21 protein-coding genes and 2 tRNA genes are annotated in these 22,213 nt (G+C 70.0%); 13 read left to right on the forward strand and 10 right to left on the reverse strand.

Translation table 11 applies throughout. The features are described from left to right. The first annotated feature begins 14 nt into the window (after positions 1–14). On the forward strand, positions 15–794 hold the full coding sequence (locus tag KU893_RS13530) for a lysophospholipid acyltransferase family protein (RefSeq protein ID WP_218234897.1): 780 nt from the start codon (positions 15–17) through the stop codon (positions 792–794). 416 nt (positions 795–1,210) lie between these two features. On the opposite strand, the gene KU893_RS13535 is transcribed toward KU893_RS13530, so the two are convergent. From KU893_RS13535 to rpmH, 8 genes are all read right to left on the reverse strand, one after another. Further along, positions 1,211–2,251, reverse strand: coding sequence for a ParB/RepB/Spo0J family partition protein (locus tag KU893_RS13535; protein WP_218234898.1), 1,041 nt, complete (start codon positions 2,249–2,251; stop codon positions 1,211–1,213). Beyond that, complete coding sequence (locus KU893_RS13540) at positions 2,248–3,267, reverse strand: ParA family protein (RefSeq protein WP_372449701.1); 1,020 nt, start codon at positions 3,265–3,267, stop codon at positions 2,248–2,250. Before KU893_RS13540 ends, KU893_RS13535 begins: the two co-directional genes overlap by 4 nt. A 113-nt stretch (positions 3,268–3,380) precedes the next feature. Further along, on the reverse strand, positions 3,381–4,157 hold the full coding sequence (rsmG, locus tag KU893_RS13545; RefSeq protein ID WP_308167223.1) for a 16S rRNA (guanine(527)-N(7))-methyltransferase RsmG: 777 nt from the start codon (positions 4,155–4,157) through the stop codon (positions 3,381–3,383). A 52-nt stretch (positions 4,158–4,209) separates the two neighbouring features. After that, positions 4,210–4,782 carry a Jag family protein gene (locus KU893_RS13550; protein WP_218234899.1) on the reverse strand — a complete coding sequence of 191 codons (573 nt, stop codon included), beginning with the start codon at positions 4,780–4,782 and terminating at the stop codon, positions 4,210–4,212. Continuing rightward, positions 4,779–5,852 carry a membrane protein insertase YidC gene (yidC, locus tag KU893_RS13555; protein ID WP_218234900.1) on the reverse strand — a complete coding sequence of 358 codons (1,074 nt, stop codon included), beginning with the start codon at positions 5,850–5,852 and terminating at the stop codon, positions 4,779–4,781. Before yidC ends, KU893_RS13550 begins: the two co-directional genes overlap by 4 nt. Before the next feature lie 3 nt (positions 5,853–5,855). Then, positions 5,856–6,197: a membrane protein insertion efficiency factor YidD gene (gene yidD / locus KU893_RS13560; RefSeq protein WP_218234901.1), complete on the reverse strand. Its 342-nt coding sequence runs from the start codon at positions 6,195–6,197 to the stop codon at positions 5,856–5,858. Beyond that, positions 6,194–6,598 (reverse strand): ribonuclease P protein component, encoded by a 405-nt coding sequence (rnpA, locus tag KU893_RS13565; RefSeq protein ID WP_218234902.1) that lies wholly within the window; start codon positions 6,596–6,598, stop codon positions 6,194–6,196. The genes yidD and rnpA overlap by 4 nt, the downstream gene beginning before the upstream one ends. Positions 6,599–6,641: 43 nt before the next feature. Further along, positions 6,642–6,779: a 50S ribosomal protein L34 gene (gene rpmH / locus KU893_RS13570; RefSeq protein ID WP_075018668.1), complete on the reverse strand. Its 138-nt coding sequence runs from the start codon at positions 6,777–6,779 to the stop codon at positions 6,642–6,644. Between the two features lie 674 nt (positions 6,780–7,453). Here rpmH and dnaA point away from each other — a divergent pair. The 3 genes from dnaA (at position 7,454) to gnd (ending at position 11,436) form a co-directional block, all read left to right on the forward strand. Beyond that, positions 7,454–8,929 carry a chromosomal replication initiator protein DnaA gene (gene dnaA, locus KU893_RS13575; protein WP_372449704.1) on the forward strand — a complete coding sequence of 492 codons (1,476 nt, stop codon included), beginning with the start codon at positions 7,454–7,456 and terminating at the stop codon, positions 8,927–8,929. A gap of 399 nt (positions 8,930–9,328) precedes the next feature. Continuing rightward, positions 9,329–10,474 (forward strand): DNA polymerase III subunit beta, encoded by a 1,146-nt coding sequence (gene dnaN / locus KU893_RS13580; protein WP_218234903.1) that lies wholly within the window; start codon positions 9,329–9,331, stop codon positions 10,472–10,474. A gap of 44 nt (positions 10,475–10,518) precedes the next feature. Continuing rightward, a complete protein-coding gene (gene gnd, locus KU893_RS13585) occupies positions 10,519–11,436 on the forward strand; it encodes a phosphogluconate dehydrogenase (NAD(+)-dependent, decarboxylating) (RefSeq protein WP_218234904.1) in 918 nt (305 codons plus the stop codon). A 21-nt stretch (positions 11,437–11,457) separates the two neighbouring features. On the opposite strand, the gene KU893_RS22795 is transcribed toward gnd, so the two are convergent. Together KU893_RS22795 and KU893_RS13595 are read right to left on the reverse strand one after the other, a co-directional pair. After that, positions 11,458–11,868: a DUF2752 domain-containing protein gene (locus KU893_RS22795; RefSeq protein WP_218234905.1), complete on the reverse strand. Its 411-nt coding sequence runs from the start codon at positions 11,866–11,868 to the stop codon at positions 11,458–11,460. A gap of 11 nt (positions 11,869–11,879) precedes the next feature. Then, a complete protein-coding gene (locus KU893_RS13595; RefSeq protein WP_246592604.1) occupies positions 11,880–12,341 on the reverse strand; it encodes an NINE protein in 462 nt (153 codons plus the stop codon). Positions 12,342–12,438: 97 nt separating this feature from the next. Between KU893_RS13595 and recF the strand changes: the two genes are divergently transcribed. From recF to KU893_RS13640, 9 genes are all read left to right on the forward strand, one after another. Further along, entirely contained in the window at positions 12,439–13,560 is a 1,122-nt protein-coding gene (gene recF / locus KU893_RS13600) for a DNA replication/repair protein RecF (RefSeq protein WP_218234906.1), read from the forward strand. Next, positions 13,553–14,179 carry a DciA family protein gene (locus KU893_RS13605; protein WP_257441428.1) on the forward strand — a complete coding sequence of 209 codons (627 nt, stop codon included), beginning with the start codon at positions 13,553–13,555 and terminating at the stop codon, positions 14,177–14,179. The genes recF and KU893_RS13605 overlap by 8 nt, the downstream gene beginning before the upstream one ends. 248 nt (positions 14,180–14,427) lie before the next feature. Continuing rightward, the gene (gene gyrB / locus KU893_RS13610; protein ID WP_218234907.1) at positions 14,428–16,551 is read left to right on the forward strand and encodes a DNA topoisomerase (ATP-hydrolyzing) subunit B; all 2,124 of its coding nucleotides are present in this window, start codon (positions 14,428–14,430) and stop codon (positions 16,549–16,551) included. Between the two features lie 51 nt (positions 16,552–16,602). Then, positions 16,603–19,284 carry a DNA gyrase subunit A gene (gene gyrA / locus KU893_RS13615; protein ID WP_257441429.1) on the forward strand — a complete coding sequence of 894 codons (2,682 nt, stop codon included), beginning with the start codon at positions 16,603–16,605 and terminating at the stop codon, positions 19,282–19,284. Beyond that, positions 19,284–19,790 carry a DUF3566 domain-containing protein gene (locus KU893_RS13620; RefSeq protein ID WP_218234908.1) on the forward strand — a complete coding sequence of 169 codons (507 nt, stop codon included), beginning with the start codon at positions 19,284–19,286 and terminating at the stop codon, positions 19,788–19,790. The genes gyrA and KU893_RS13620 overlap by 1 nt, the downstream gene beginning before the upstream one ends. A 142-nt stretch (positions 19,791–19,932) precedes the next feature. Beyond that, positions 19,933–20,006: transfer RNA gene (locus KU893_RS13625), tRNA-Ile, on the forward strand. A gap of 58 nt (positions 20,007–20,064) precedes the next feature. Then, on the forward strand, positions 20,065–20,190 hold the full coding sequence (locus KU893_RS13630; RefSeq protein ID WP_218234909.1) for a DLW-39 family protein: 126 nt from the start codon (positions 20,065–20,067) through the stop codon (positions 20,188–20,190). A 31-nt stretch (positions 20,191–20,221) separates the two neighbouring features. Further along, positions 20,222–20,297, forward strand: a tRNA-Ala gene (locus tag KU893_RS13635). Positions 20,298–20,387: 90 nt separating this feature from the next. Continuing rightward, on the forward strand, positions 20,388–21,821 hold the full coding sequence (locus KU893_RS13640) for an IS1182 family transposase (protein WP_218234910.1): 1,434 nt from the start codon (positions 20,388–20,390) through the stop codon (positions 21,819–21,821). Positions 21,822–22,213 lie beyond the last annotated feature (392 nt).

The following is a 22,213-nucleotide window of genomic DNA, read 5'->3' on the forward strand; positions in this document are numbered from 1 at the left end:
GACAGACTCTCGTCATGCTCGACATCACGTACCCGCCCGTCATCCTCACCGCCAAGGTGCTGTTCAAGCTGATGCGGCAGCGGGTGATCGTGTCCGGCTCCGAGAACGTGCCCCGCAAGGGCGGCGCGCTGATGGCGATCAACCACACCGGCTACATCGACTTCATCTACGCCGGCGCGGGCGCCGAGCCGCGCAAGCGGCTGGTCCGGTTCATGATCAAGAAGGAGATGATGGACGCGCCGGGCGTGGGTCACCTGCTCCGGTCCTTCCACCACATCCGCGTCGACCGGTCCTCGGGCGTGCAGGCGATGAAGGACGCGCTCAGCTACCTCGAGGCCGGTGAGGTCGTCGGCATCTACCCCGAGGCGACCATCTCCCGCTCCTTCGAGATCAAGGAGCTCAAGTCCGGCGCGGCCCGGATCGCCGCCGACGCCGGCGTGCCGCTCATCCCGGTCATCGTGTGGGGCGCCCACCGGCTGATGACCAAGGACCACCCCAAGGACTTCTCCCGCTCGGCCAAGACGATCATCGTCAAGGTCGGCGAGCCGATGTACCCCACCGGAGAGGACGTCGACGCCGAGACCGCCGAGCTGCGCAGGGTGATGCAGCGGATGCTCGACGAGGTCATCGCGGAGTACCCGGAGGCCGAGAAGGCGCCGGGCAGCTGGTGGACGCCGGCGCGGTTCGGTGGTTCCGCACCCACGCCCGACGAGGCCGCCGCCCTCGACAAGGCCGAGCTGCGCGCCCGCGCCGCCAAGCGGGCCGCGAAGGCCGCGGAGAAGAACGCCGGCTGACCCGGATCTGGGCCGGCGCGGTCCTCGACGACCCGCCGGCCACCGAGGCCACGGCCTGCAGCCTCGCGGCGGATGTTCCACGTGGAACATCGGCACCGCGCCGTCGTCGGGCGCCTTAAGCACCCAACGTGACCGCGGAGCTGCCCGCGGAGCTGGTGACCCCGCTGGTGGGACGGGCCCCGTGGTGGCCGACGCTCCCGCTCCGCGGCACCCCGCCAGGTCGACTCGGCGATATATCGCTATGTCGGTCTGTCGCTTTGTCGACAAATCCCCATCGCTCCGCTGAGGCTCGGGAGGGGAGGCGGCGTCCCCACGACGCCGGCGGGAGAGCGTCGCGGGCGCACGCGAGCGGCGTTCCACGTGCAAACGGGGCGCGAGCGCCGAAGCGTTCGCGCCCCGTTCCCGGGATCGGCGCGTCAGATCGGGCGGTCGGCCCGGTTGCGCGGGTCGATCAGGTCGACGATTCGCTGCAGGTCGCCGGTGTTGGCGAACTCGATGGAGATCTTGCCCTTGGCCTTGCCGAGGTCGATCTTGACCCGCGTCTCCAACCGGTCGCCGAGACGCTCGGACAGCTCACCGAGACCAGGGGCCTTGGGCTTGGCCCGGCGCGGGCGAGGTGCCGGCGCCGTGGTCCCGTCGCCGACCGCGACGATCTCCTCGAGGCCGCGCACCGAGATCCCCTCAGCGACGACGCGCTGGGCCAGCCGGTCCTGCTGGTCGGCATCGCCGACGCCCAGCAGCGCCCGCGCGTGGCCGGCCGACAAGACGCCGGCGGCGACCCGGCGCTGGACGGCGGGGGAGAGCTTGAGCAACCGCAGCGTGTTGCTGATCTGCGGGCGGGAGCGACCGATCCGCTGGGCGAGCTCGTCGTGCGTGCAGGAGAAGTCCTCGAGCAGCTGCTGGTAGGCGGCCGCCTCCTCGAGGGGGTTCAGGTTGCTGCGGTGCAGGTTCTCGAGCAGAGCATCCCGGAGCATGTCGGTGTCGTCGGTCTCGCGCACGATCGCGGGGATCGTGGTGAGGCCGGCGAGCTGGGTCGCGCGCCAGCGCCGCTCACCCATGACCAGCTCATAGGCGTCGGTGCCCGTCTTGCGGACCACGACGGGCTGGAGCAGGCCGATCTCCTTGATGGAGTGGACCAGCTCGGCCATCGCCTCCTCGTCGAAGACCGTCCGCGGGTTGACCGCGTTCGGCGAGATCTGCCCGACGGGCAGCTCGGCGAAGTAGGCACCATCGACGGGCTGCAGACCCGAATTCGCGATCTGAGCGCCGTTCGCAGGCGGGGTGGACCTGGGGCCCGCCGATGCGCTGGAAGCGGCTCCAGCGGCAAAGTCCGCATCCTGGGCGTTCCGGTTGACATCGGCGCCCTCGGTCGGGGCAGGTACCGGCGCCGGCGGGGCGGTGGGGATGAGCGAGCCGAGACCGCGGCCGAGACCGCGACGGGGGGCTTGGGCGTTCACGAGAGACTCCCTCGGACGACGATCTCGCGCGCCGCCTCGAGGTAGCTGAGCGCGCCCGGCGAACCCGGATCGTAGGTCATCACGGTCTGGCCGTAGGACGGCGCCTCGGACACCCGCACCGAGCGCGGGATCGCGGTCTTCAGCACCTGGTCGCCGAAGTGCTCGCGCACCTCGGTCGCGACGCCGGCCGCGAGCCGGGTCCGGGCGTCGTACATCGTCAGCACGATGGTCGACACCGCGAGCTCGGGGTTGAGGTGCGCGCGCACCATGTCGACCGTCGCGAGAAGCTGGCCGAGGCCCTCGAGGGCGTAGTACTCCGCCTGGATCGGGATGAGCATCTCGGCGCCCGCCACGAGCGCGTTCAGGGTGAGCAGGCCGAGCGAGGGCGGGCAGTCGATGAACACGTAGTCGAAGCGGTCCTCGCCGACCTCGGCAGCGGTGCCGATCCGCGGGTGGGCGTCGAGCGCCTTCTTCAACCGCTGCTCGCGGGCCACGACGCTGACCAGCTCGATCTCGGCGCCGGCGAGGTCGATGGTCGCCGGGACCACCCACAGACCGGACGCGTCCGGACAGGGCTGGGAGATGTCGGCGATCGCGACGCCGTCGACGAGCAGCTCGTAGGACGAGGGCGTGCCCTGGCGGTGCTCGATGTTGAGCGCGGTCGACGCGTTGCCCTGGGGGTCGAGGTCGATGACCAGGACCCGCTGCCCGAGCTGCGTGAGGGCGGCGGCGAGGTTGACCGTGGACGTCGTCTTGCCGACGCCGCCCTTCTGGTTGGCCACCACGAAGACGCGCGTCTCCTGCGGTCGGCTCAGCTGCTCCTGCGGGATCCCCGCCCGGACCATGACGGTCGCCTGGGCGGCACGAGCGAGGGGAGTGAGGTCGTCGTCGAACCCGGCCGCCCGCTCGGCGAGCTGGGCGGCGGTCAGCGGCGCCGACGGCGCTACGGGAGGCGTTTCACGTGAAACGCCTCCCGTCGCGGCGTCGGTTTCACGTGAAACATGGTCCTCGGTCACGACGGTCCCTTCCGGGCTAGCCTGTGGATAACTAGGGGCGTTCTGTGGAGACTCACGCTCAGCAGTCGGCTCCGGACCGGTGGAAAACCCGGGACCGGGACCCAACGAGTCACTCACGACTTCCTCCTCTTCCTTCGCGACGAACCTCCACGCGCTCCGCGAGGAGCGCGCTGCGCACGAAGCGGCAACGATACGCGGGCCGGGTCGGCCCACGACAGGCGGACGATGCGGATCGGCTCGACGGCGCCGTCGGCGGCGAGCTCCGCGCCGAGCTCCTCCACGACGGCCGGGGCACAGCCGAGACACCGGGTGGTCTTCGCGGCCTCCGCGACCTCCGCGAGGGCACTGGTGCCCTTCATGGCGAGCAGGGCACCGTCGGGGGCGACCAGTGGCATGCACCAGGTCGCGAGCTTGTCGAGCGCAGCCACGGCGCGCGCGGTGACGACGTCGTACGTGGCGACTCCGTGGAGGGCGTCCGCACGGCCGCGGACCACGGTGACGTTGTCGAGGCCGAGCCGCTCGACGGCCTCCTCGAGGAAGGTGGTGCGGCGCAGCAACGGCTCGATCAGGGTCACTCGCAGGTCCGGGCGGGCGATCGCGAGCACCAGGCCCGGCAGGCCCGCTCCGGACCCGACGTCGGCGACGGTGGCGTCGGCAGGCAGGGCCGCGGCTAGCAGGCCGCAGTTGATCAGGTGGCGCTCCCAGAGCCGGGGTGTCTCGCGGGGGCCGATCAGGCCGCGGACGACACCGTCGGTCGCCAGCAGGTCGGCGTACGCCAGCACGAGATCGAGGCGGTCAGCGGAGAAGACCTCCGCCAGGACCGCCGGGGGAGCGGGGAGGGCAGCACGCAGCACCCCCGGGTCCACCCGGTCCTGTGGACCGGGGGACACCGGGGGTGTGGTGTCGTCGTCGTGTTTCACGTGAAACGTCGACAGCGCGACGTCAGGCCGGCAGGACCACGACGTGGCGCCGCGGCTCCACACCGGCGGACTCCGAGCGGAGGCCGGCGGCCGCGACGGCGTCGTGCACGATCTTCCGCTCGAAGGGGGACATCGGCTCCAGCGAGACCGGCTCACCGGACTTCGCGACCTCGGCGGCCGTCTCGGTACCGAGCTTGGTCAGCCGGGTGCGCTTGTCGGCGCGGTAGCCCGAGATGTCGAGCATCAGCCGCGAACGCTCGCCGGTCTCCCGGTAGACAGCCAGCCGGGTCAGCTCCTGCAGCGCCTCGAGCACCTTGCCATCGCGACCGACGAGCTGGGTCAGGTCGGCACCGACGATCGACACAGCGGCCCGGTCGGCCTCCACGTCGATGTCCAGGTCGCCGTCGAGGTCGGCGATGTCGAGGAGCTCCTCGAGGTAGTCGGCGGCGATGTCGCCCTCGTGCTCGAGGCGAGAGATGCGCTCACCCTCGGCGGCGGGGGTCTCGTCCTGGAGGTCGTCGGCCACGTCGGCGGCGGCCGCCGTCTCCTCGGTCTCGGCCTCGGTACCGGTCTCGGTCTCGGTCTCGGCGCTCACTTGGTGTCTCCCTCGCTCTTCTCGGTTCCGGCCTCGGGGTCGTAGCTCTCCCGGTCGGCCGACGGGTTCTTGGTGCCTCCGCCGGCGGCGTCGCCGCCCGGCTTCGGCGTGGTCCTGCGCTGCGCCCGGCTCTGCCGCTTGGGCTGCTGGCGGGTGCTGGGGCGCTGCTCCGGCTCCGGAGCGGCCTCGACGATGGTCTCGGTCGCGGTGTGGCCGTGGCGGGCGGCCTTGGCCTTGTCGCGGTCCTGCTTGGCCTTGAAGGCGGGGGTGCCGGGCGCCGGGTTGTTGCGGATGACGTAGAACTGCTGGCCCATGGTCCACAGGTTCGAGGTCGTCCAGTAGAGGAGGACACCGATCGGGAACGCGATACCGCCGAGGCCGAAGGCCACCGGGAGGATGTAGAGCAGCATCTTCTGCTGCTGCGCGTACGGGCCGCTCATCGCCTCGGCGGGCATGTTCTTGGCCATCAGCTGACGCTGCGTGATGAAGGTGGTCGCGGTCATCGCCAGCACTAGGATCGCGGCGACGATCATGACGGCGGCGTTGGGGTCGTCGCCCCAGGTGCGCGACTCCCAGAAGTTGCCGTTGATCGGCAGCGAGCCGAAGAGCTTCGACTCGCCGAACTGATGGGCCTTCTCGACGGTCAGGAAGCCGTGCGGCTTGTCGCTCTTGGTCGCCCCGGACAGCAGCCGGAAGAGGGCGAAGAAGATCGGCATCTGCAGCAGGATCGGCAGGCAGGACGCGAACGGGTTGGTCCCGGCGTCCTTGTAGAGCTTCATCGTCTCCTCGGCCAGCTTCTGCCGGTCGTGGCCGTACTTCTTCTGCAGCTCCTTCACCTTGGGCTGCAGCAGCTGCATGTTGCGGCTGGACTTGATCTGCTTGACGAACAGCGGGATCAGCGCCGCGCGGATGACCAGGGTCAGACCGATGATCGACAGCGCCCAGGACATGCCGCCGTCAGGGTCGAGCCCGAGGACGGTGAACAGCTTGTGCCAGGCGAGGAGCACCGCCGAGATGATGTAGTACAGCGGCACCATGATGAAGTGGCCGATGTCGCCGATGATGCCCACGAATCAGGCTCCTTGCTGGAAGGGGTGACGCCCGGCGGTCGCCGAGCGGAGTTCGGTGGTGCGCTCAGCGCGCGTGGTGGAGTGCTCGTCGTGCCCGTGCTCGTCGTGCGCGTGCTCGTGCCGGGGTCGACGTCGCGGCGGGACGTGGTCGACGCCACCGGGGGACCAGGGGTGGCAGCGCAGCAGCCGGCGGGCAGCCAGCCAGCTGCCCTTGACCGCGCCGTGCACCTGGAGCGCCTGGACGGCGTACGCCGAGCACGACGGGTAGTAGCGGCAGGTCGGACCCAGCAGCGGGCTGATGAGCAGCTGGTAGCCGCGCACCAGACCGATGAGCAACCACTTCATCGCGCCTCCTCGCCGACGGCCGGGGCGTGGGTCGCCACGCGGTCCAGACAACGTGCGAGGTCGGCCCCCAGTTCCGGGTACGACGCCTGCGCCGCGGCTGCCTGTGCGCGCACGACGAGGACCGCCCCCGCGGGCAGGTCCGCGAGCGCCGGTCGCACGGCGTGCCGCAGCCGGCGCTTCACGCGGTTGCGGACGACGGCGTTGCCGACGGCCTTGCTGACCACGAAACCGACCCGAGCGGGCCGTGCCCCACGCCCACCGTCCCCGGACATGCCGACAACCTGCTGCTCGTCGGGGAGCAGCAGGTGGGCGACGAGGGTTCGCGAGCCGGCACGACGACCCTTGCGGCTGGCGGCCCGGAACAGGTCCGGTTCGCTCAGCCGCTGGTCGGCAGCGAGCACGTCAGCCCCACGGGAACCGCTGGGCGGACACGCTGGTCCGTCCTCAGACGGACAGGCTCGAGCGGCCCTTCCGGCGACGGTTCGCCAGGATGGCGCGACCGGCGCGGGTGCGCATGCGCAGTCGGAAACCGTGCACCTTGTGGCGACGACGGTTGTTGGGCTGGTACGTCCGCTTGCTCACGATCGGCCTCTCAGGATGATGCAGATGTCGGGAAGGGTCTCCGGCAGCCGGGAGCCAGCTCCGGTCTGGAGCCGCACAGCACGTCGGCCGGCACCGCGCAGCCACGATGACCGGTGAGATCCGGGGCGTCGTGGACATGCGGCACCGGTCGACACCGGTTGACCAATCAACGGTACGCGGAGGCCGGATCGGGGGTCAAACCGGCGGCGTCCGGACGGCGGCGACGCACGCCGGAGGTCGGCGACGTCACAACCTGTGGATAGCGGGTTGATCGCCGGCCTCCGGACGGGTTAGGTTCGACGGATCCGGGATTCCCCGCCGGTGCCGGCCGCCTTGGTCGACGGATGCCGCACAGTTGCCCTCTCCTTCTCGGGAGATGGCCGCTGACCTGCGCAAACGCCTCGACCAGGGCTGACCGGACAGGCCTCGGTTCGGCATTGTCAGCCCGATGATGCAAGAGTTCACAACCTGTGGACAAACCTGTGGAGCCAGCGTCGCCCGCCCGACGCGTTCCGGCTCCGGCAGACAGACGAGCGAGAGGGAGTGGCGTGACCGGCTACCCGGATCAGCCCCGAGACGAGACCGACACCTCGAGCAGCACCGCCCCGGACACTCCTCCCGTCGATCCCGCGACGGCGCGCCTCGTCCAGGAGTGGACGACGGTCGTCGGTGAGCTGCAGACCCACCAGCGCGCGTGGCTGCAGGCCAGCCGCCCGGTGACCCTGCACGGCAGCACCGCCATCGTCGCCGTCCCCGACGACTTCACCCGCAAGCGCCTCGAGGGCCGGCTGCGCGGCGAGCTCGAGGACGCGCTGACCGAGCGCTTCGGTCACGAGGTCCAGCTCGCGGTCACCGTCGACAGCTCGCTGCGCCACGAGCTCGGCGCGGACCAGGGGCCCTCCTCGTCCTACGCCGACGGGCCGGCGTACGACGCGTTCGAGACCCCGCCGGCGTTCGAGCGCCCGCGCGAGGACGTCGCCTTGAGCGAGCCGCAGGATCGACATGTCGCCATGTCGACAAATCCACCTGTCGATTCATCGCCTCGCGTGCCCGACCTGGCGCCCCCGCTCAGCGCGCCGGTCCCGCCGGCGACCCCGGCGACCCCGAGCGGCGAGTCGCGGCTCAACCCCAAGTACACGTTCGAGACCTTCGTCATCGGCTCCTCCAACCGGTTCCCCCACGCCGCCGCGGTCGCGGTGAGCGAGGCCCCCGGCCGCAGCTACAACCCACTGCTCGTCTACGGCGAGTCCGGCCTGGGCAAGACCCACCTGCTGCACGCGATCGGCCACTACGTGCGCACGATCTACGCCGGCTCCAAGGTGCGCTACGTCTCCAGCGAGGAGTTCACCAACGAGTTCATCAACGCGATCCGCGACGACCGGCAGGACCGGTTCAAGCGGAAGTACCGCGACGTGGACGTCCTGCTCATCGACGACATCCAGTTCCTGGAGGGCAAGACCCAGACCCAGGAGGAGTTCTTCCACACCTTCAACACCCTCCACAACGCCAACAAGCAGATCGTGCTCACCTCCGACCGCCCGCCCAAGCGGCTCGAGGCGCTCGAGGACCGGCTGCGCAACCGGTTCGAGTGGGGCCTGATCACCGACGTGCAGCCGCCCGACCTCGAGACCCGGATCGCGATCCTTCGCAAGAAGGCCGCGATGGACCGCCTCACGGCACCCTCCGACGTGCTCGAGTTCATCGCCTCGAAGATCCAGACCAACATCCGCGAGCTCGAGGGCGCCCTGATCCGGGTGACGGCGTTCGCCAACCTCAACCGGCAAGACGTCGACATGACGCTGGCCGAGATCGTGCTCAAGGACCTCATCCCCGAGGGCGGCGAGCCCGAGATCACCGCGTCGCTGATCATCGCCCAGACCGCGGCGTACTTCGGGCTCTCGATCGACGAGCTCACCGGCCCGAGCCGCGGCCGCCACCTGGTGATGGCCCGGCAGATCGCCATGTACCTGTGCCGCGAGCTCACCGGTCTGTCGCTGCCGAAGATCGGCGCCCAGTTCGGCAACCGCGACCACACGACCGTCATGTACGCCGAGCGGAAGATCAACCAGCTCCTCGGCGAGCGTCGCGCCGTCTTCAACCAGGTCAGCGAGCTGACGAACCGGGTCAAGATGCAGGCCCGCCAGGGCTGACGACGCGCGACGCCCGGGAGCCGCGCCACAGCCGGCGCACGACCCCGGGCCTGTGGACAAAGCCCACGGAACTGTGCGAACTACACGGGGAGGATTCCGTGGAGGCGCCGACGCGGCCCTCCACACCGGCTCCGTGGTCCACATCGATCCTTGTGATTCCCGATCTCGTCCACAACCGTCATCCACCGGTCACATCGCCGTTCACCTGCGGAAACACCGGTTCTCCACAGTTTCCACCACCGCTATGACCACTCCCTGACTCCATGCGGACCTCGATCGCCGGAACTCCTCCGGACCCCCGATCTGTGGATCAATCCCTCTTCGCTCCCTCCCCATGCCGACCTCAGGGACGACGTGGCAGGATGCAACTCCCACCCATCACGTGAGAGGTACGACGACGTGAAGTTCCGTGTCGACCGCGACGTCCTCGCCGACGCCGTCGCCTGGGCTGCGCGCAGCCTGCCCGTCCGGCCCAGCGCGCCCGTGCTTGCGGGACTCCTCATCGAGGCCGGGAACGAGGGCCTGGTGCTCTCGACGTTCGACTACGAGACCTCCGCACGCGCGACCCTTGCCGCCGAGGTGAGCGACGAGGGCCGGGCGCTGGTCAGCGGCCGCCTGCTCGCCGACATCTGCCGCAGCCTCCCCAACAAGCCGGTCGACCTGGTGCTCGACGGGGCCCGGGTGTCGTTGACCTGCGGTTCGTCCCGGTTCTCCCTGCAGACGCTGCCGGTCGAGGACTACCCGACGATCCCCGAGATGCCGGCCGCCACCGGCACCGTCCCGAGCGAGGCCTTCGCGCACGCCGTCGCCCAGGCGGTCACTGCCGCCGGCCGCGACGACATGCTCCCGGTGCTGACCGGTGTCCGCCTCGAGATCGACGGCTCGACGATCGCGCTGCTCGCGACCGACCGGTTCCGCCTCTCGCAGCGCGAGCTGACCTGGAACCCCGGCACCCCCGACGCCACCCTCGCCGCCCTGGTGCCGGCCAAGGTCCTCGGCGACACGGCGAAGTCGCTCACCGCGGGCCCCGAGGTGACGATCGCGCTCTCCGCCTCCGGCGCGGGCGACGGCATCATCGGCTTCGAGGGCACCGGCCCCGGCGGCGTACGACGCACCACGACCCGCCTGCTCGACGGCGAGTTCCCGAAGGTGCGCAGCCTGTTCCCCAACGAGAAGCTCACGGTCGCGAGGATCGACCGGCAGGAGCTGATCGAGTCGGTCAAGCGCGTCTCGCTCGTCGCCGACCGCAACACCGCGGTCCAGCTGAGCTTCCGCGATGGTGCCCTGATCCTCGACGCCGGTTCCGGTGACGACGCCCAGGCCTCCGAGTCGGTGCCCGCGGAGATCGAGGGCGACGACCTGGTCACCGGCTTCAACCCGAACTTCCTGCTCGACGGGCTCACCGCCATCGACCAGGCCGTCGTCGAGCTGGCCTTCACGCAGGCCTCGAAGCCGGTCGTCATCAGCGGCACCGGCGACGAGAACGACGCCGAGGACGGCAGTTCGTTCCGCTACCTGCTGATGCCGCGCCGCCTGCTCAGCTGATCCCCGCACCGCCACTCGGACCGCCACTCAAAGGGAGCACCGCCGTGCAGATCGGACTCGTCGGACTCGGAAAGATGGGCGGCAACATGCGCACCCGGTTGCGCAACGCCGGCCACACCGTGGTCGGCTACGACCGCAACCCCGAGCTGGCCGACGTCCCTTCGTTGGCGGCGATGGTCGAGGCGCTCGGCGTCGACGGGGCGCCGAAGGTGGTGTGGGTGATGGTGCCCGCCGGCGACCCGACCCGCTCGACGATCGCGGAGCTCAAGGATCTCCTCGGCGAGGGCGACCTGGTCGTCGACGGCGGCAACTCCAAGTACACCGACGACGCGGTCAACGCCGCCTCGCTCGCCGAGAAGGGCATCGGCTTCGTCGACTGCGGCGTCTCCGGCGGGGTCTGGGGCCTCGAGAACGGCTACGCGCTCATGTACGGCGGATCGCCCGACGACATCGCCAAGGTCCAGCCGGCCTTCGACGCCCTCAAGCCCGAGGACGGCGGGGCGGTCCACGCCGGACCGACCCCCGGTGCCGGCCACTTCGCGAAGATGGTCCACAACGGCATCGAGTACGCGATGATGCAGGCTTACGCCGAGGGCTGGGAGCTGCTCGAGAAGGTCGACATCGTCGAGAACGTGCCCGCGATCTTCGAGTCCTGGCGCCACGGAACCGTGATCCGGTCCTGGCTGCTCGACTTGCTTACCGAGGCGATCGAGGACGACGAGCACCTCGAGGCGCTGCGCGGGTACGCCGACGACTCGGGCGAGGGCCGCTGGACGGTGCAGGCCGCGATCGACAACGCCGTGCCGATGCACGTCATCGCCTCCTCGCTGTTCGCCCGGTTCACCTCGCGGCAGGCCGACAGCCCGGCGATGAAGGCGATCGCGGCGATGCGCAACCAGTTCGGCGGGCACGCCGTGCACACCGAGCCGCCGCCGGGCGGCGAGGCCAACCCGGACGCCTGAGCGAGCGGTTGCGCGGACGAGTCAGAGCGCGACGAACGCGCGGACCACGGCCCAGCCGAGCCACGCGACGATCACGGCGACCGCGAGCGGGTGCCTGACGACCCGGTCGAAGGAGGGAGCCGCGGTCCGTCGTACCCGGTTGCGGACGACGACGACGGCGAGTGCCAGCACGAAGGCCGCGAGCAGCGGCCCGAAGAGGTGGGCGGTGAAGGCGTCGCGCCACCAGCCGTGGACGAGGTAGGTCCAGGACCGGGTCAGGCCGCAGCCGGGGCACGGCAGCCCGGTCATCCGGCGGAACGGGCAGATGACCGGCCCATCCTCGATGTGCTCGGGGGAGAGCAGGGTGCCCACACCCAGCGCGGCGACGCCGACGGCTGCGACCACCTCGGAGGTGGCGAGCCGCCGGGTCGCCGGCGCGTGGGTGGTGGACACGGTTCGGATGGTCAGCGCAGCGGGCGGCCCTGGGCGTCGGGAACCTTGCGCAGGGTGATCAAGATGGCGTCGATGAGCGCCCAGATGCCGAGCCCGCCGCAGGTGAGCAGCTTGGCGATGCCCAGACCGGTGTAGCCCAGGTAGAAGCGGTCGATGCCGAGGCTGCCGAGCACCCAGGTGAAGATCAGCGTCATCACCCACTCCTTGTCGGAGAACAGCCCGGGCACGTCCTTGGCGAGGACGTACTGCTGGCTGTCGGCGGTGCGGACCGCGGTGTCGGCCTTGAGCTGGCCGGAGACCGCCATCTGGGCGAGCTGGCCGAAGTCGATCGGGCCCTGCTCCTGGCCGAGGTAGCTGATGAAGAACGGCCCGGCCATCGGCGCGCCGTAGCCGGCCGGCGGCTGCTGCGGCTGATGGGGCTGCTGGCCGTAGGGGTCGGGAGCGCCGTAGGGAGGGGTGGGTGGTTGCGTCATGCGCCTCAGCCTAGGGTTCTGCGGCGGTGTCCAAACGCACTTCGCCGAGCGCGTTGGGGGAGAATCGTCACGTGAGCGCAGCGGGGGAGGTGAGGACGTGCACGTCGCACGGCTGAGCCTGCACGACTTCCGGTCGTACGCCGACGTCGACGTCGAGCTCGAACCCGGCGTCACGGCGTTCGTCGGTTCGAACGGTCAGGGCAAGACCAACCTGGTGGAGGCGGTCGACTACCTCTCGCGGCTCTCGTCGCACCGGGTGGCGACCGATGCCCCGCTGATCCGGGCCGGCGCCGGCCAGGCGGTGATCCGGGCGGCCGTCGTCCGCGAGGGTCGCACCGCGGTGCTCGAGGTCGAGCTCAACCCCGGCAAGGCCAACCGCGCGCGGATCAACCGCTCACCCCTGCCGCGGGTGCGCGAGCTCGCCGGCATCGTGCGCACCGTCGTGTTCAGTCCCGAGGACCTCGCCCTCGTCAAGGGCGACCCCGGTGGTCGTCGTCGCTTCCTCGACGACCTGCTGGTGCTGCGCACCCCGCGCTACGCCGGCCTGATCGCCGACTACGAGCGGGTGCTCAAGCAGCGCAACACCCTCCTCAAGACCCTGTACGCCGCCCGCGGGTCGAGCCGCGACGCGGCCCTCGCGACGCTGGCGGTGTGGGACGACCACCTGGTCACGACCGGCACCGAGCTGCTCGCGGCCCGGCTGGCGTTGAGCGCCGAGCTGGCGCCGTACGTGGGGAAGGCGTACGAGGCGGTGGCCCGCGGTGCGTCGCGCGACGACGCCCGGATCAGCTACGAGCCGAACGTCGCGGAGCCGACCGAGGAGGCCTTCCGGGCCGAGCTGGCGCGCCGGCAGTCCGACGAGATCGGCCGCGGCGTGACGCTGGTCGGCCCGCACCGCGACGACCTGCTGCTCACCCTCGGCCCGGGCGACGACCAGCGGCTGCCGGTGCGCGGGTACGCCAGCCACGGGGAGTCGTGGTCGTTCGCGCTGGCGTTGCGGCTGGCGTCGTACGACCTGCTGCGGGCCGACGGCGACGACCCGATCCTGGTCCTCGACGACGTCTTCGCCGAGCTCGACGCCGAGCGCCGGGTCCAGCTGGCCGAGCTGGTGGCCGGTGCCGAGCAGGTGCTGGTGACCGCGGCCGTGCCGGCCGACGTCCCGGCGCAGCTGGCCGGGGTCACCTTCCACGTCGCCGCGGGGGAGGTGACCCGTGTCTGACCTGCCCGACCAGGCGGACCAGCCCGACCGGCCCGACCAGCCCGTGGCGGCCGACGCCGTCGAGCCCGGGGAGGAGCACCGCCCCGACGGTCTCGACCTGGCCCGTTCGCAGATGCTCGGCACTGCCGGCTCCAGTACGACGCCCGCGCGGCGCCTGCCCCGCGTCGGTCCCGGCACGGGTGGGTCCGGTTCCGCGTTCGCCGCCTTCCGGCGGCGCGGGAGCCGGAACGACCCCCAGCTGAGCGGTGCCCATCCCGACGGGCGCGACCCCCAGGGCCTCGGCAGCGAGGTGGGGCGGTTGATCGACGGGCGCGGCTGGGGCCTCGACCTGCAGGTGCGGGGCGTCTTCGCCCGCTGGGCCGAGATCGTCGGCCCGGAGATCGGCGCCCACAGCACGCCGGAGTCGCTGACCGACGGCGTCCTCGTCGTCCGTACCGACTCGACCGCCTGGGCCACCCAGCTCAAGCTGCTCGCCTCGACGGTGGTGCGCCGCCTCAACGAGGAGCTGGGCGACGGCACGGTCACGGTCGTGGAGGTGCTCGGGCCGCACGCGCCGAGCTGGAAGCACGGCCGGCGCAAGGCCCCCGGCAGCCGCGGCCCGCGCGACACCTACGGCTGACCGGGGACCCGGGCGTCGTACTGGGGCTCATCGACACCCCCGTTCGGCGCTCCGATCGCCGTTTCTGGGCCGCCTGCGACCACATTTCACCCGCCGTTGTCCCCCGACGGCGCCGCCACGCGTGTCCTGGGGCCCTCAGACGGCTAGAATGGGGCATCGGCCGGGAACGCGTCTCGGGACGCCATGCTCGGCCTTCGCCATGCCTTCGACAAAAGTCGGGGACGGGCGTGCCCCGAACGACCAAGTGAATGAGGTCCCGCGTGTCCACTGACGACCAGTCCCCCGAGGTCGAGCCCCAGGTCCCCGCGACGACGGGCGAGTACGACGCCTCGGCGATCCAGGTCCTCGAGGGCCTCGAGGCGGTCCGCAAGCGCCCGGGCATGTACATCGGCTCGACCGGCGAGCGTGGCCTGCACCACCTGATCTGGGAGATCGTCGACAACGCGGTGGACGAGGCGCTCGCCGGCCACTGCGACACGATCAAGGTCTCGCTCAACGCCGACGGCTCGGTCAGCGTGTCCGACAACGGTCGCGGCATCCCGACCGACACCGCTCCCGGCCAGGAGCTCCCGGCGGCGACGCTGGCGCTCACCGTCCTGCACGCGGGCGGCAAGTTCGGCGGCGGCGGCTACAAGGTCTCCGGCGGTCTGCACGGCGTCGGCTCGTCGGTCGTCAACGCGCTGTCCACGAGGCTGCGCCTGGAGATCAAGAACCGCGGCTACCTGTGGGAGCAGGACTTCTCCCTCGGGGTCCCCGACTTCGACCTGCGCCAGGTGCGCCCGCTGGAGGAGGGCGAGCGCACCGGTACGACGGTCACCTGGTTCGCCTCGCCCGAGATCTTCGAGACCACCGACTACAACCTCGAGACCATCTCGACCCGGTTCCGCGAGATGGCCTTCCTCAACAAGGGCCTGCGGATCGAGATGCGCGACGCCCGGCCCAAGGCCGAGGAGATCGCCGACGCGGTGGAGGACGGCACCGGGTCCGACGACGCCGGCGTCGCGCCGTCCACGGCAGCAGCCGGCTCGGTCCACGCGGTCGACGTCGACGGGCACAAGGCGCTCGAGCAGGTCTTCCAGTACGAGCGGGGCCTGGCCGACTACGTCGACTTCCTCAACCGCAACAAGACCACCGTCAGCTCGATCATCGCGGCCGAGGCCGACACCGGCGACGACGTGCCCAACCCGATGAGCCTCGAGCTGGCCATGCAGTGGCAGGTGTCGTCGTACAACGAGTCGGTCCACACCTTCGCCAACACGATCAACACCCCCGAGGGCGGCACCCACGAGGAGGGCTTCCGCGCCGCGCTCACCTCACTGGTCAACCGGTGGGGCGAGGAGTGGGGCCTGATCAAGAAGAAGGAGGACCGGCTGACCGGTGACGACATCCGCGAGGGTCTCACCGCCATCATCAGCCTGAAGATCTCCAACCCGCAGTTCGAGGGCCAGACGAAGGCCAAGCTCGGCAACACCGAGGCGAAGGGCTTCGTGCAGTCGGTCGTCAACGACCAGCTCGGCGCCTGGCTGGAGCAGAACCCCAACGAGGGCAAGGAGGTCATCCGCAAGGCGCAGGCCGCGGCGACCGCGCGGATCGCGGCCCGCAAGGCCCGCGACCTGGCCCGCAACCGCAAGGGCCTGCTCGGCGGCGGCGGCCTCCCGGGCAAGCTGCGCGACTGCAGCTCGCGCAACCCGGAGGAGTGCGAGGTCTTCATCGTCGAGGGTGACTCGGCCGGCGGCTCGGCGGTCATGGGCCGCGAGAACCGGATCCAGGCGATCCTTCCGATCCGCGGAAAGATCCTCAACGTCGAGAAGGCGCGCATCGACAAGGTCCTGGCCAACCAGGAGGTGCAGGCGATCATCTCGGCGCTCGGCACGGGCGTCCACGAGGAGTTCGACCTCGCCAAGCTGCGCTACCACAAGATCGTGCTGATGGCTGATGCCGACGTCGACGGCCACCACATCAACACCCTGCTGCTGACCCTGCTGTTCCGGTTCATGCGCCCGCTCATCGACGCCGGCCACGTCTACCTCGCCCAGCCGCCGCTGTACCGGATCAAGTGGAACAAGCCGCACGAGCACGAGTTCGTCTACTCCGACGCCGAGCGCGACGCGGTCATGCGCGACGGTCTCGAGCAGGGCAAGAAGCTGCCCAAGGACGCGCCGATCCAGCGCTACAAGGGTCTCGGCGAGATGAACGCCGACGAGCTGTGGGAGACCACGCTCGACCCCGCCCAGCGGGTGCTGCTGCAGGTGACCCTGGAGGACGCGGCGCAGGCCGACGAGATCTTCTCGATCCTGATGGGCGAGGACGTGGAGCAGCGCCGCTCCTTCATCCAGCGCAACGCCAAGGACGTCCGATTCCTCGATATCTAGGTCTCTAACCCCAACCCTAGATATCGATAGATCGAAGCAGAAAGAGCAATCGTGACTGAGACGCCTACGGACACCTCCTACGACAACGGCGACGGTGGTGGCCGGATCCAGCCCGTCGACCTGCAGGAGTCGATGAAGCGCTCCTACATCGACTACGCGATGGCGGTCATCGTCGGTCGCGCGCTGCCCGACGTGCGCGACGGCCTCAAGCCCGTGCACCGCCGCGTCCTCTACGCCATGTACGACGGCGGCTACCGCCCCGACCGCGGCTTCAACAAGTGCGCCCGCGTCGTCGGCGACGTGATGGGTAACTACCACCCCCACGGCGACACCGCGATCTACGACACCCTGGTCCGCCTCGCGCAGCCATGGGTGATGCGCAACCCGCTGGTCGCCGGCCAGGGCAACTTCGGCTCGCCGGGCAACGACCCGGCCGCGGCCATGCGGTACACCGAGTGCCGGATGGCGCCGCTGGCCATGGAGATGGTCCGGGACATCGACGAAGAGACCGTCGACATGACCCCGAACTACGACGGGAAGACCGAGGAGCCGACGATCCTGCCGGCCCGGTTCCCCAACCTGCTGGTCAACGGCTCCGCCGGCATCGCGGTCGGCATGGCGACCAACATCCCGCCGCACAACCTGCGTGAGGTCGCGGCCGGCGCCACCTGGGCGCTCGAGCACCCCGACGCCACCCGCGAGGAGCTGCAGGACGCGCTCCTCGAGCGGATCAAGGGCCCCGACTTCCCCAACGGCGCGCTCATCGTGGGCCGCGAGGGCATCGAGCAGGCCTACCGCACCGGGCGCGGCTCGGTCACCCAGCGCGCGATCATCGAGGTCGACGAGGACAAGTCGGGTCGTACCGTCCTGGTGATCACCGACCTGCCCTACATGGTCAACCCCGACAACCTGCTGGTGAAGATCGCCGAGCTCGCCGACGCCGGCAAGGTGCAGGGCATCAGCGACGTCCGCAACGAGACGTCGTCGCGCGTGGGTCAGCGGATCGTCATCGTGCTCAAGCGCGACGCGGTCGCCCGCGTCGTCCTCAACAACCTGCTCAAGCACACCGAGCTGCAGACCAACTTCTCGGCCAACATGCTGGCCCTGGTCGACGGCGTGCCGCGCACGCTGACCATCGACCAGTTCATCAGCAACTGGGTCGAGCACCAGGTCGACGTCATCCGTCGTCGTACCGAGTTCCGGCTGAAGAAGGCCGAGGAGCGGGCCCACATCCTGCGTGGTCTGGTCAAGGCCCTCGACATGCTCGACGAGGTGATCGCCCTCATCCGGCGCTCGCCCGACGTGGCCGAGGCGCGCCAGGGCCTGATGGAGCTGCTCGACGTCGACGAGCTCCAGGCCGACGCCATCCTCGAGATGCAGCTGCGCCGCCTCGCCGCCCTGCAGCGCCAGAAGATCATCGACGACCTCGCCGCCATCGAGCTCGAGATCGCCGACCTCAAGGACATCCTCGCGAACGTCGCGCGCCAGCGGCAGATCGTCGTCGACGAGCTCGGCGAGATCGTCGAGAAGTACGGCGACGACCGTCGTACCCAGATCATCGCGGCCGCCGGCGACATGTCCATGGAGGACCTGATCCCCGACGAGGACCAGGTCGTCTCGATCACCCGCGGCGGCTACGCCAAGCGGACCCGCGCCGACCAGTACCGCACGCAGAAGCGCGGCGGGAAGGGCGTGCGCGGCGCCTCGCTGCGCGGCGACGACGTGGTCGACCACTTCATCTCGACCACCTCGCACCACTGGCTGTTGTTCTTCACGACGGCCGGCCGGGTCTACCGGACCAAGGTCTACAACCTGCCCGAGGCCTCGCGCGACGCGAAGGGCGGCCACGTCGCCGGCCTGCTGTCGTTCCAGCCCGACGAGTCGATCGCGCAGGTGCTGGCGATCCGCGACTACGAGCAGGCGCCGTACCTCGTCCTCGCCACGAAGAAGGGCCTGGTCAAGAAGACCCGGCTCGGCGACTACAACAGCCCGCGCCAGGCCGGCGTCATCGCGATCAACTTCCGCGACGACGACGACGAGCTGATCGGCGCCGAGCTGGTGGCCAGCGAGGACTCGATCCTGCTGGTCTCCCGCAAGGGCCAGTCGATCCGCTTCGGCGCCGACGACGAGCAGCTGCGCCCGATGGGCCGGGCCACCTCCGGCGTGACGGGCATGAAGTTCCGCGACGGTGACGCCGTCCTCTCCCTCACGGTGATCCGGGCTGCGGATGCCGCGCAGGAGGAGAGCGACGAGAACATCCAGTACGTCTTCACCATCACCGACGGCGGCTACGCCAAGCGCACCCGGATCTCGGAGTACAAGATCCAGGGCCGCGGCGGTCTCGGCGTGAAGGCGATGAAGCTGGAGAACGAGGAGCGCGGCTCGCTCGTCGGTGCGTTCATCGTCGTCGACGGCGACGAGGTCCTCTCGATCACCCAGTCCGGCCAGGTCGTGCGCAGCCCGATCAACGACGACTTCCGCCCCACCGGCCGCGCCACCCAGGGCGTGAAGTTCGTCAGCCCGAAGAAGGGCGACGCCGTCGCCGTCGTCGCCCGCTCGGTCGAGGCGAAGGACGCCGACGAGGAGGGCGCCGAGGACGGTGCCGTGGATGGTGCCGTGGACGGTGCCGAGGGTGCCGGCGAGGGCTCGACGGAATCGCAGGTTCAGGCTCCGGATGCCACAATCGAGGGATCCGAGGGCACGAACGAGGCCGCCGGGGAGAGTGAGATCTGATGACCGAGCGCGTCGAGGACACCGTGGTCCGGCCGGCGGCCGCCGCAGGCCGCCCTGCCGGCGCGCCCTCGGCGCCCGGTCCCGTCCCGCCGGCCGCCCCGGGCGCCGTACCGGGCGCGCCTGTCCGGGGTCGCCCCCCGCGCCGGGCGCGCCTGCGCCTGACCCGCGTCGACCCGTGGTCGGTGATGAAGACGTCCTTCCTGCTGTCCATCGCCTTCGCCGTCGTCACCGTGGTGTCGGTGGCGATGGTCTGGCAGGTGCTCGGCGCCGCCGGCGTCTGGGACTCGATCAACTCCACGATCCAGGAGGGCATCGGCGGCAACGACGTGGCGTCCTTCCGGATCGAGGACTACGTCGGCACCAGTCGCGTCCTGGGCTTCACGATGCTCGTGGCGGCCATCGACGTCGTCCTGATCACCGCGGCCGCCACCCTGGTCGCCTTCCTCTACAACATGTCGGCCGCCCTCCTCGGCGGCGTCGAGATCACCCTCGCCGAGGACAACTGACGCCAGGGGAGCTCGTCGCGTGGTCCGAGCCGCTGGGCGAGGACGATCGAGCCGCCCCGTTTTGTCCCCCACAAGCCCCCTCCGGTAGTGTCTGTCCTCGGCTCGCTGCCGAGGGGCTTCCACCCAGATCGGCGAGTCACCCGGGCCTATAGCTCAGACGGTTAGAGCACCACACTGATAATGTGGGGGTCAGAGGTTCAAGTCCTCTTAGGCCCACGGAAAGCCCCGGCCGCGGTCACCGCGGACCGGGGCTTCTTCGAAGAAGGAGCGGTTCATGAAGAAGATTCTTCTCGCGGTCTTCGGGCTCGTCGGCGTCGTCCTCGCCGGCAAGAAGCTCCAGGAGAGCAAGGCCGAGCAGGCCCTCTGGGCCGAGGCCACCGACACCCTCCCCAAGAACTGAATCACCCCCCGGTCGTCGTACGGCCGGGTGAGGGGCCTTGGCGCAATTGGTAGCGCACCTGCTTTGCAAGCAGGGGGTTAGGGGTTCGAGTCCCCTAGGCTCCACCAGAGAAACCGCAGGTCAGGAGGCTGTCGCACGAACCAGGCCGATGCGGCGTTGCGGATGGTGGCTCGGCGACCGAGTCGAAATACTGAGCCGTGGCCTACAACTTCGCTGCTGTCGATCGTGAGCAACTGCTGCTGATGCCGCCGTCGGTGGCGGAGTGGCTGCCCGAAGGTCACTTGGCTTGGTTCGTCATCGACGTCGTCGCCGAGCTCGATCTGTCCGCGTTCCTGGCTGGATATCGAGCTGATGGCCGGGGCGGCGCGGCCTACGACCCGCAGATGATGCTGGCGCTTCTCGTGTACGCCTACAGCGTGGGTGAACGGTCCAGCCGCAGGATCGAGAAGCGCTTGGTCGAGGACGTCGCCTTCCGTGTCGTCGCGGCAAACCAGCAGCCCGACCACGCCACTATCGCCCGGTTCCGGGCGACCCATGAGACGGCTATCGCGGGCTTGTTCGGCCAGGTTCTCGCTCTGTGCGCCCGCGCTGGACTGCTCCGGCCGGGGTTGATCGCAATCGACGGCACCAAGCTCAATGCCAACGCTTCGCGTGACGCGAGCATGACCGCCGAGCAGATCGCCGCAGAGATCCTCGCCGAAGCCGATGCCACGGATGCGGCCGAAGACGCTGCGCAAGAGGCCGACCGCAGCGATCACCACGGCGACGCCGACGGTGGCCTGGGCAATCGAAGCGGGCGCCGCGCCCGCCTGCGTGCCCTGCTCGACGAACTTGAAGCGGAGGCCGCAGAGAAGTCCTACGAAGCACACCTCGCTAGGCGGGCTGAGAAGGAAGCGGCCACGGGCAAGCCGATCCGAGGTCGCCGCCCCACGCCGGGATCGGCAACACACAAGTCACGTCAGCGGGCCAATGTCACCGACCCAGACAGTCGTCTGCTGAAGACCAAGGACGGCTACGTTCAGGGCTACAACGTCCAAGCTGTGTCGACCGCCGACCAGTTCGTCATCGCTGCCGAAGCCACCAACCTGGCGATGGACGCACCGGCGTATGCGCCGATGGTCGCGGCCGCGAAGACCAACCTGAAGGCCGCCGGGGAACGACGCCGGGTGCGCCGAGTCGTGGCCGATGCCGGCTACTGGAGTGTCGACAACGTGGCCCTGAAGGGAGTCGAGTCGTTCATCGCGCCCGGACGTGCTCGGCAACTGAAGAAGATCGCCGAGAGCGAGCAGGCACGCACCGAGGTCCTCGACCGCGTGCAGACCGGCGAACTCGACACGCTCGCCGCAGCCGAGCAACTCGGGGTCACCAGAGCCCGGGTCAACCAGCTCCTACGCCGCCGTCGAGCCGGTGACCCGGATCCGCTGACCACCACGATGATCGCCAAGCTCGACACCCCGCACGGTCGGAGCACCTATAAGAAACGAGCACCGAGCATCGAGCCCGTTTTCGCCCAGATCAAGCACAACCGAGGCATCAGGACGATCGCCCGACGAGGACTCACGGCCGCAGACAGCGAGTGGAAGCTCATCTGCGCCACCCACAACCTGCTCAAGGTCTACCGGCTGGCCTGAGGGGGGTTCCCGGCCCCGGGGAAGGAACGCCCAGCGGGGGCGACTGTGACCCGCCAGAGATTCGTGCGACAGCCTCTCAGCCTGCGGTTTCCTTCATTTCTGAAGGGCTTTGGTTTTTGTCCGAGATCGGGTGATAGCGGGACTGTAGGGGGGAGTGGCTCGCTGCAACGCCGGAACCCAACCGGCCGCACCGGACCGATCGCCTCTCCTCGCTAGGTGGTTTCCGCCAAGGACAGAGCCCCGTGGGGTGGTGGGCTTGAGGTGGTCCTCGGTGCCTACGTGTCGCTGCTCTCGATGGCGGCGACGGGGTCAGTATCGCTGGTCTCGTAGAGCTTCGCCATGGATCCTTCGGACAGGTAGCGGCGGTCGCCCGCGATCCACTCATCGTGCAT

The sequence above is a fragment of the Nocardioides daeguensis genome, from assembly GCF_019192965.1.
Classification (GTDB): domain Bacteria; phylum Actinomycetota; class Actinomycetes; order Propionibacteriales; family Nocardioidaceae; genus Nocardioides; species Nocardioides daeguensis.

Bases quoted from the DNA above. Each gene is read 5' to 3' on its own strand.
- KU893_RS13530 (WP_218234897.1), top strand. From the start codon at position 15: ATGCTCGACATCACGTACCCGCCCGTCATCCTCACCGCCAAGGTGCTG.
- yidD (WP_218234901.1), bottom strand. From the start codon at position 6,197: ATGAAGTGGTTGCTCATCGGTCTGGTGCGCGGCTACCAGCTGCTCATC.
- KU893_RS13595 (WP_246592604.1), bottom strand. From the start codon at position 12,341: ATGACGCAACCACCCACCCCTCCCTACGGCGCTCCCGACCCCTACGGC.
- gyrB (WP_218234907.1), top strand. From the start codon at position 14,428: ATGAGGTCCCGCGTGTCCACTGACGACCAGTCCCCCGAGGTCGAGCCC.
- KU893_RS13620 (WP_218234908.1), top strand. From the start codon at position 19,284: ATGACCGAGCGCGTCGAGGACACCGTGGTCCGGCCGGCGGCCGCCGCA.
- KU893_RS13630 (WP_218234909.1), top strand. From the start codon at position 20,065: ATGAAGAAGATTCTTCTCGCGGTCTTCGGGCTCGTCGGCGTCGTCCTC.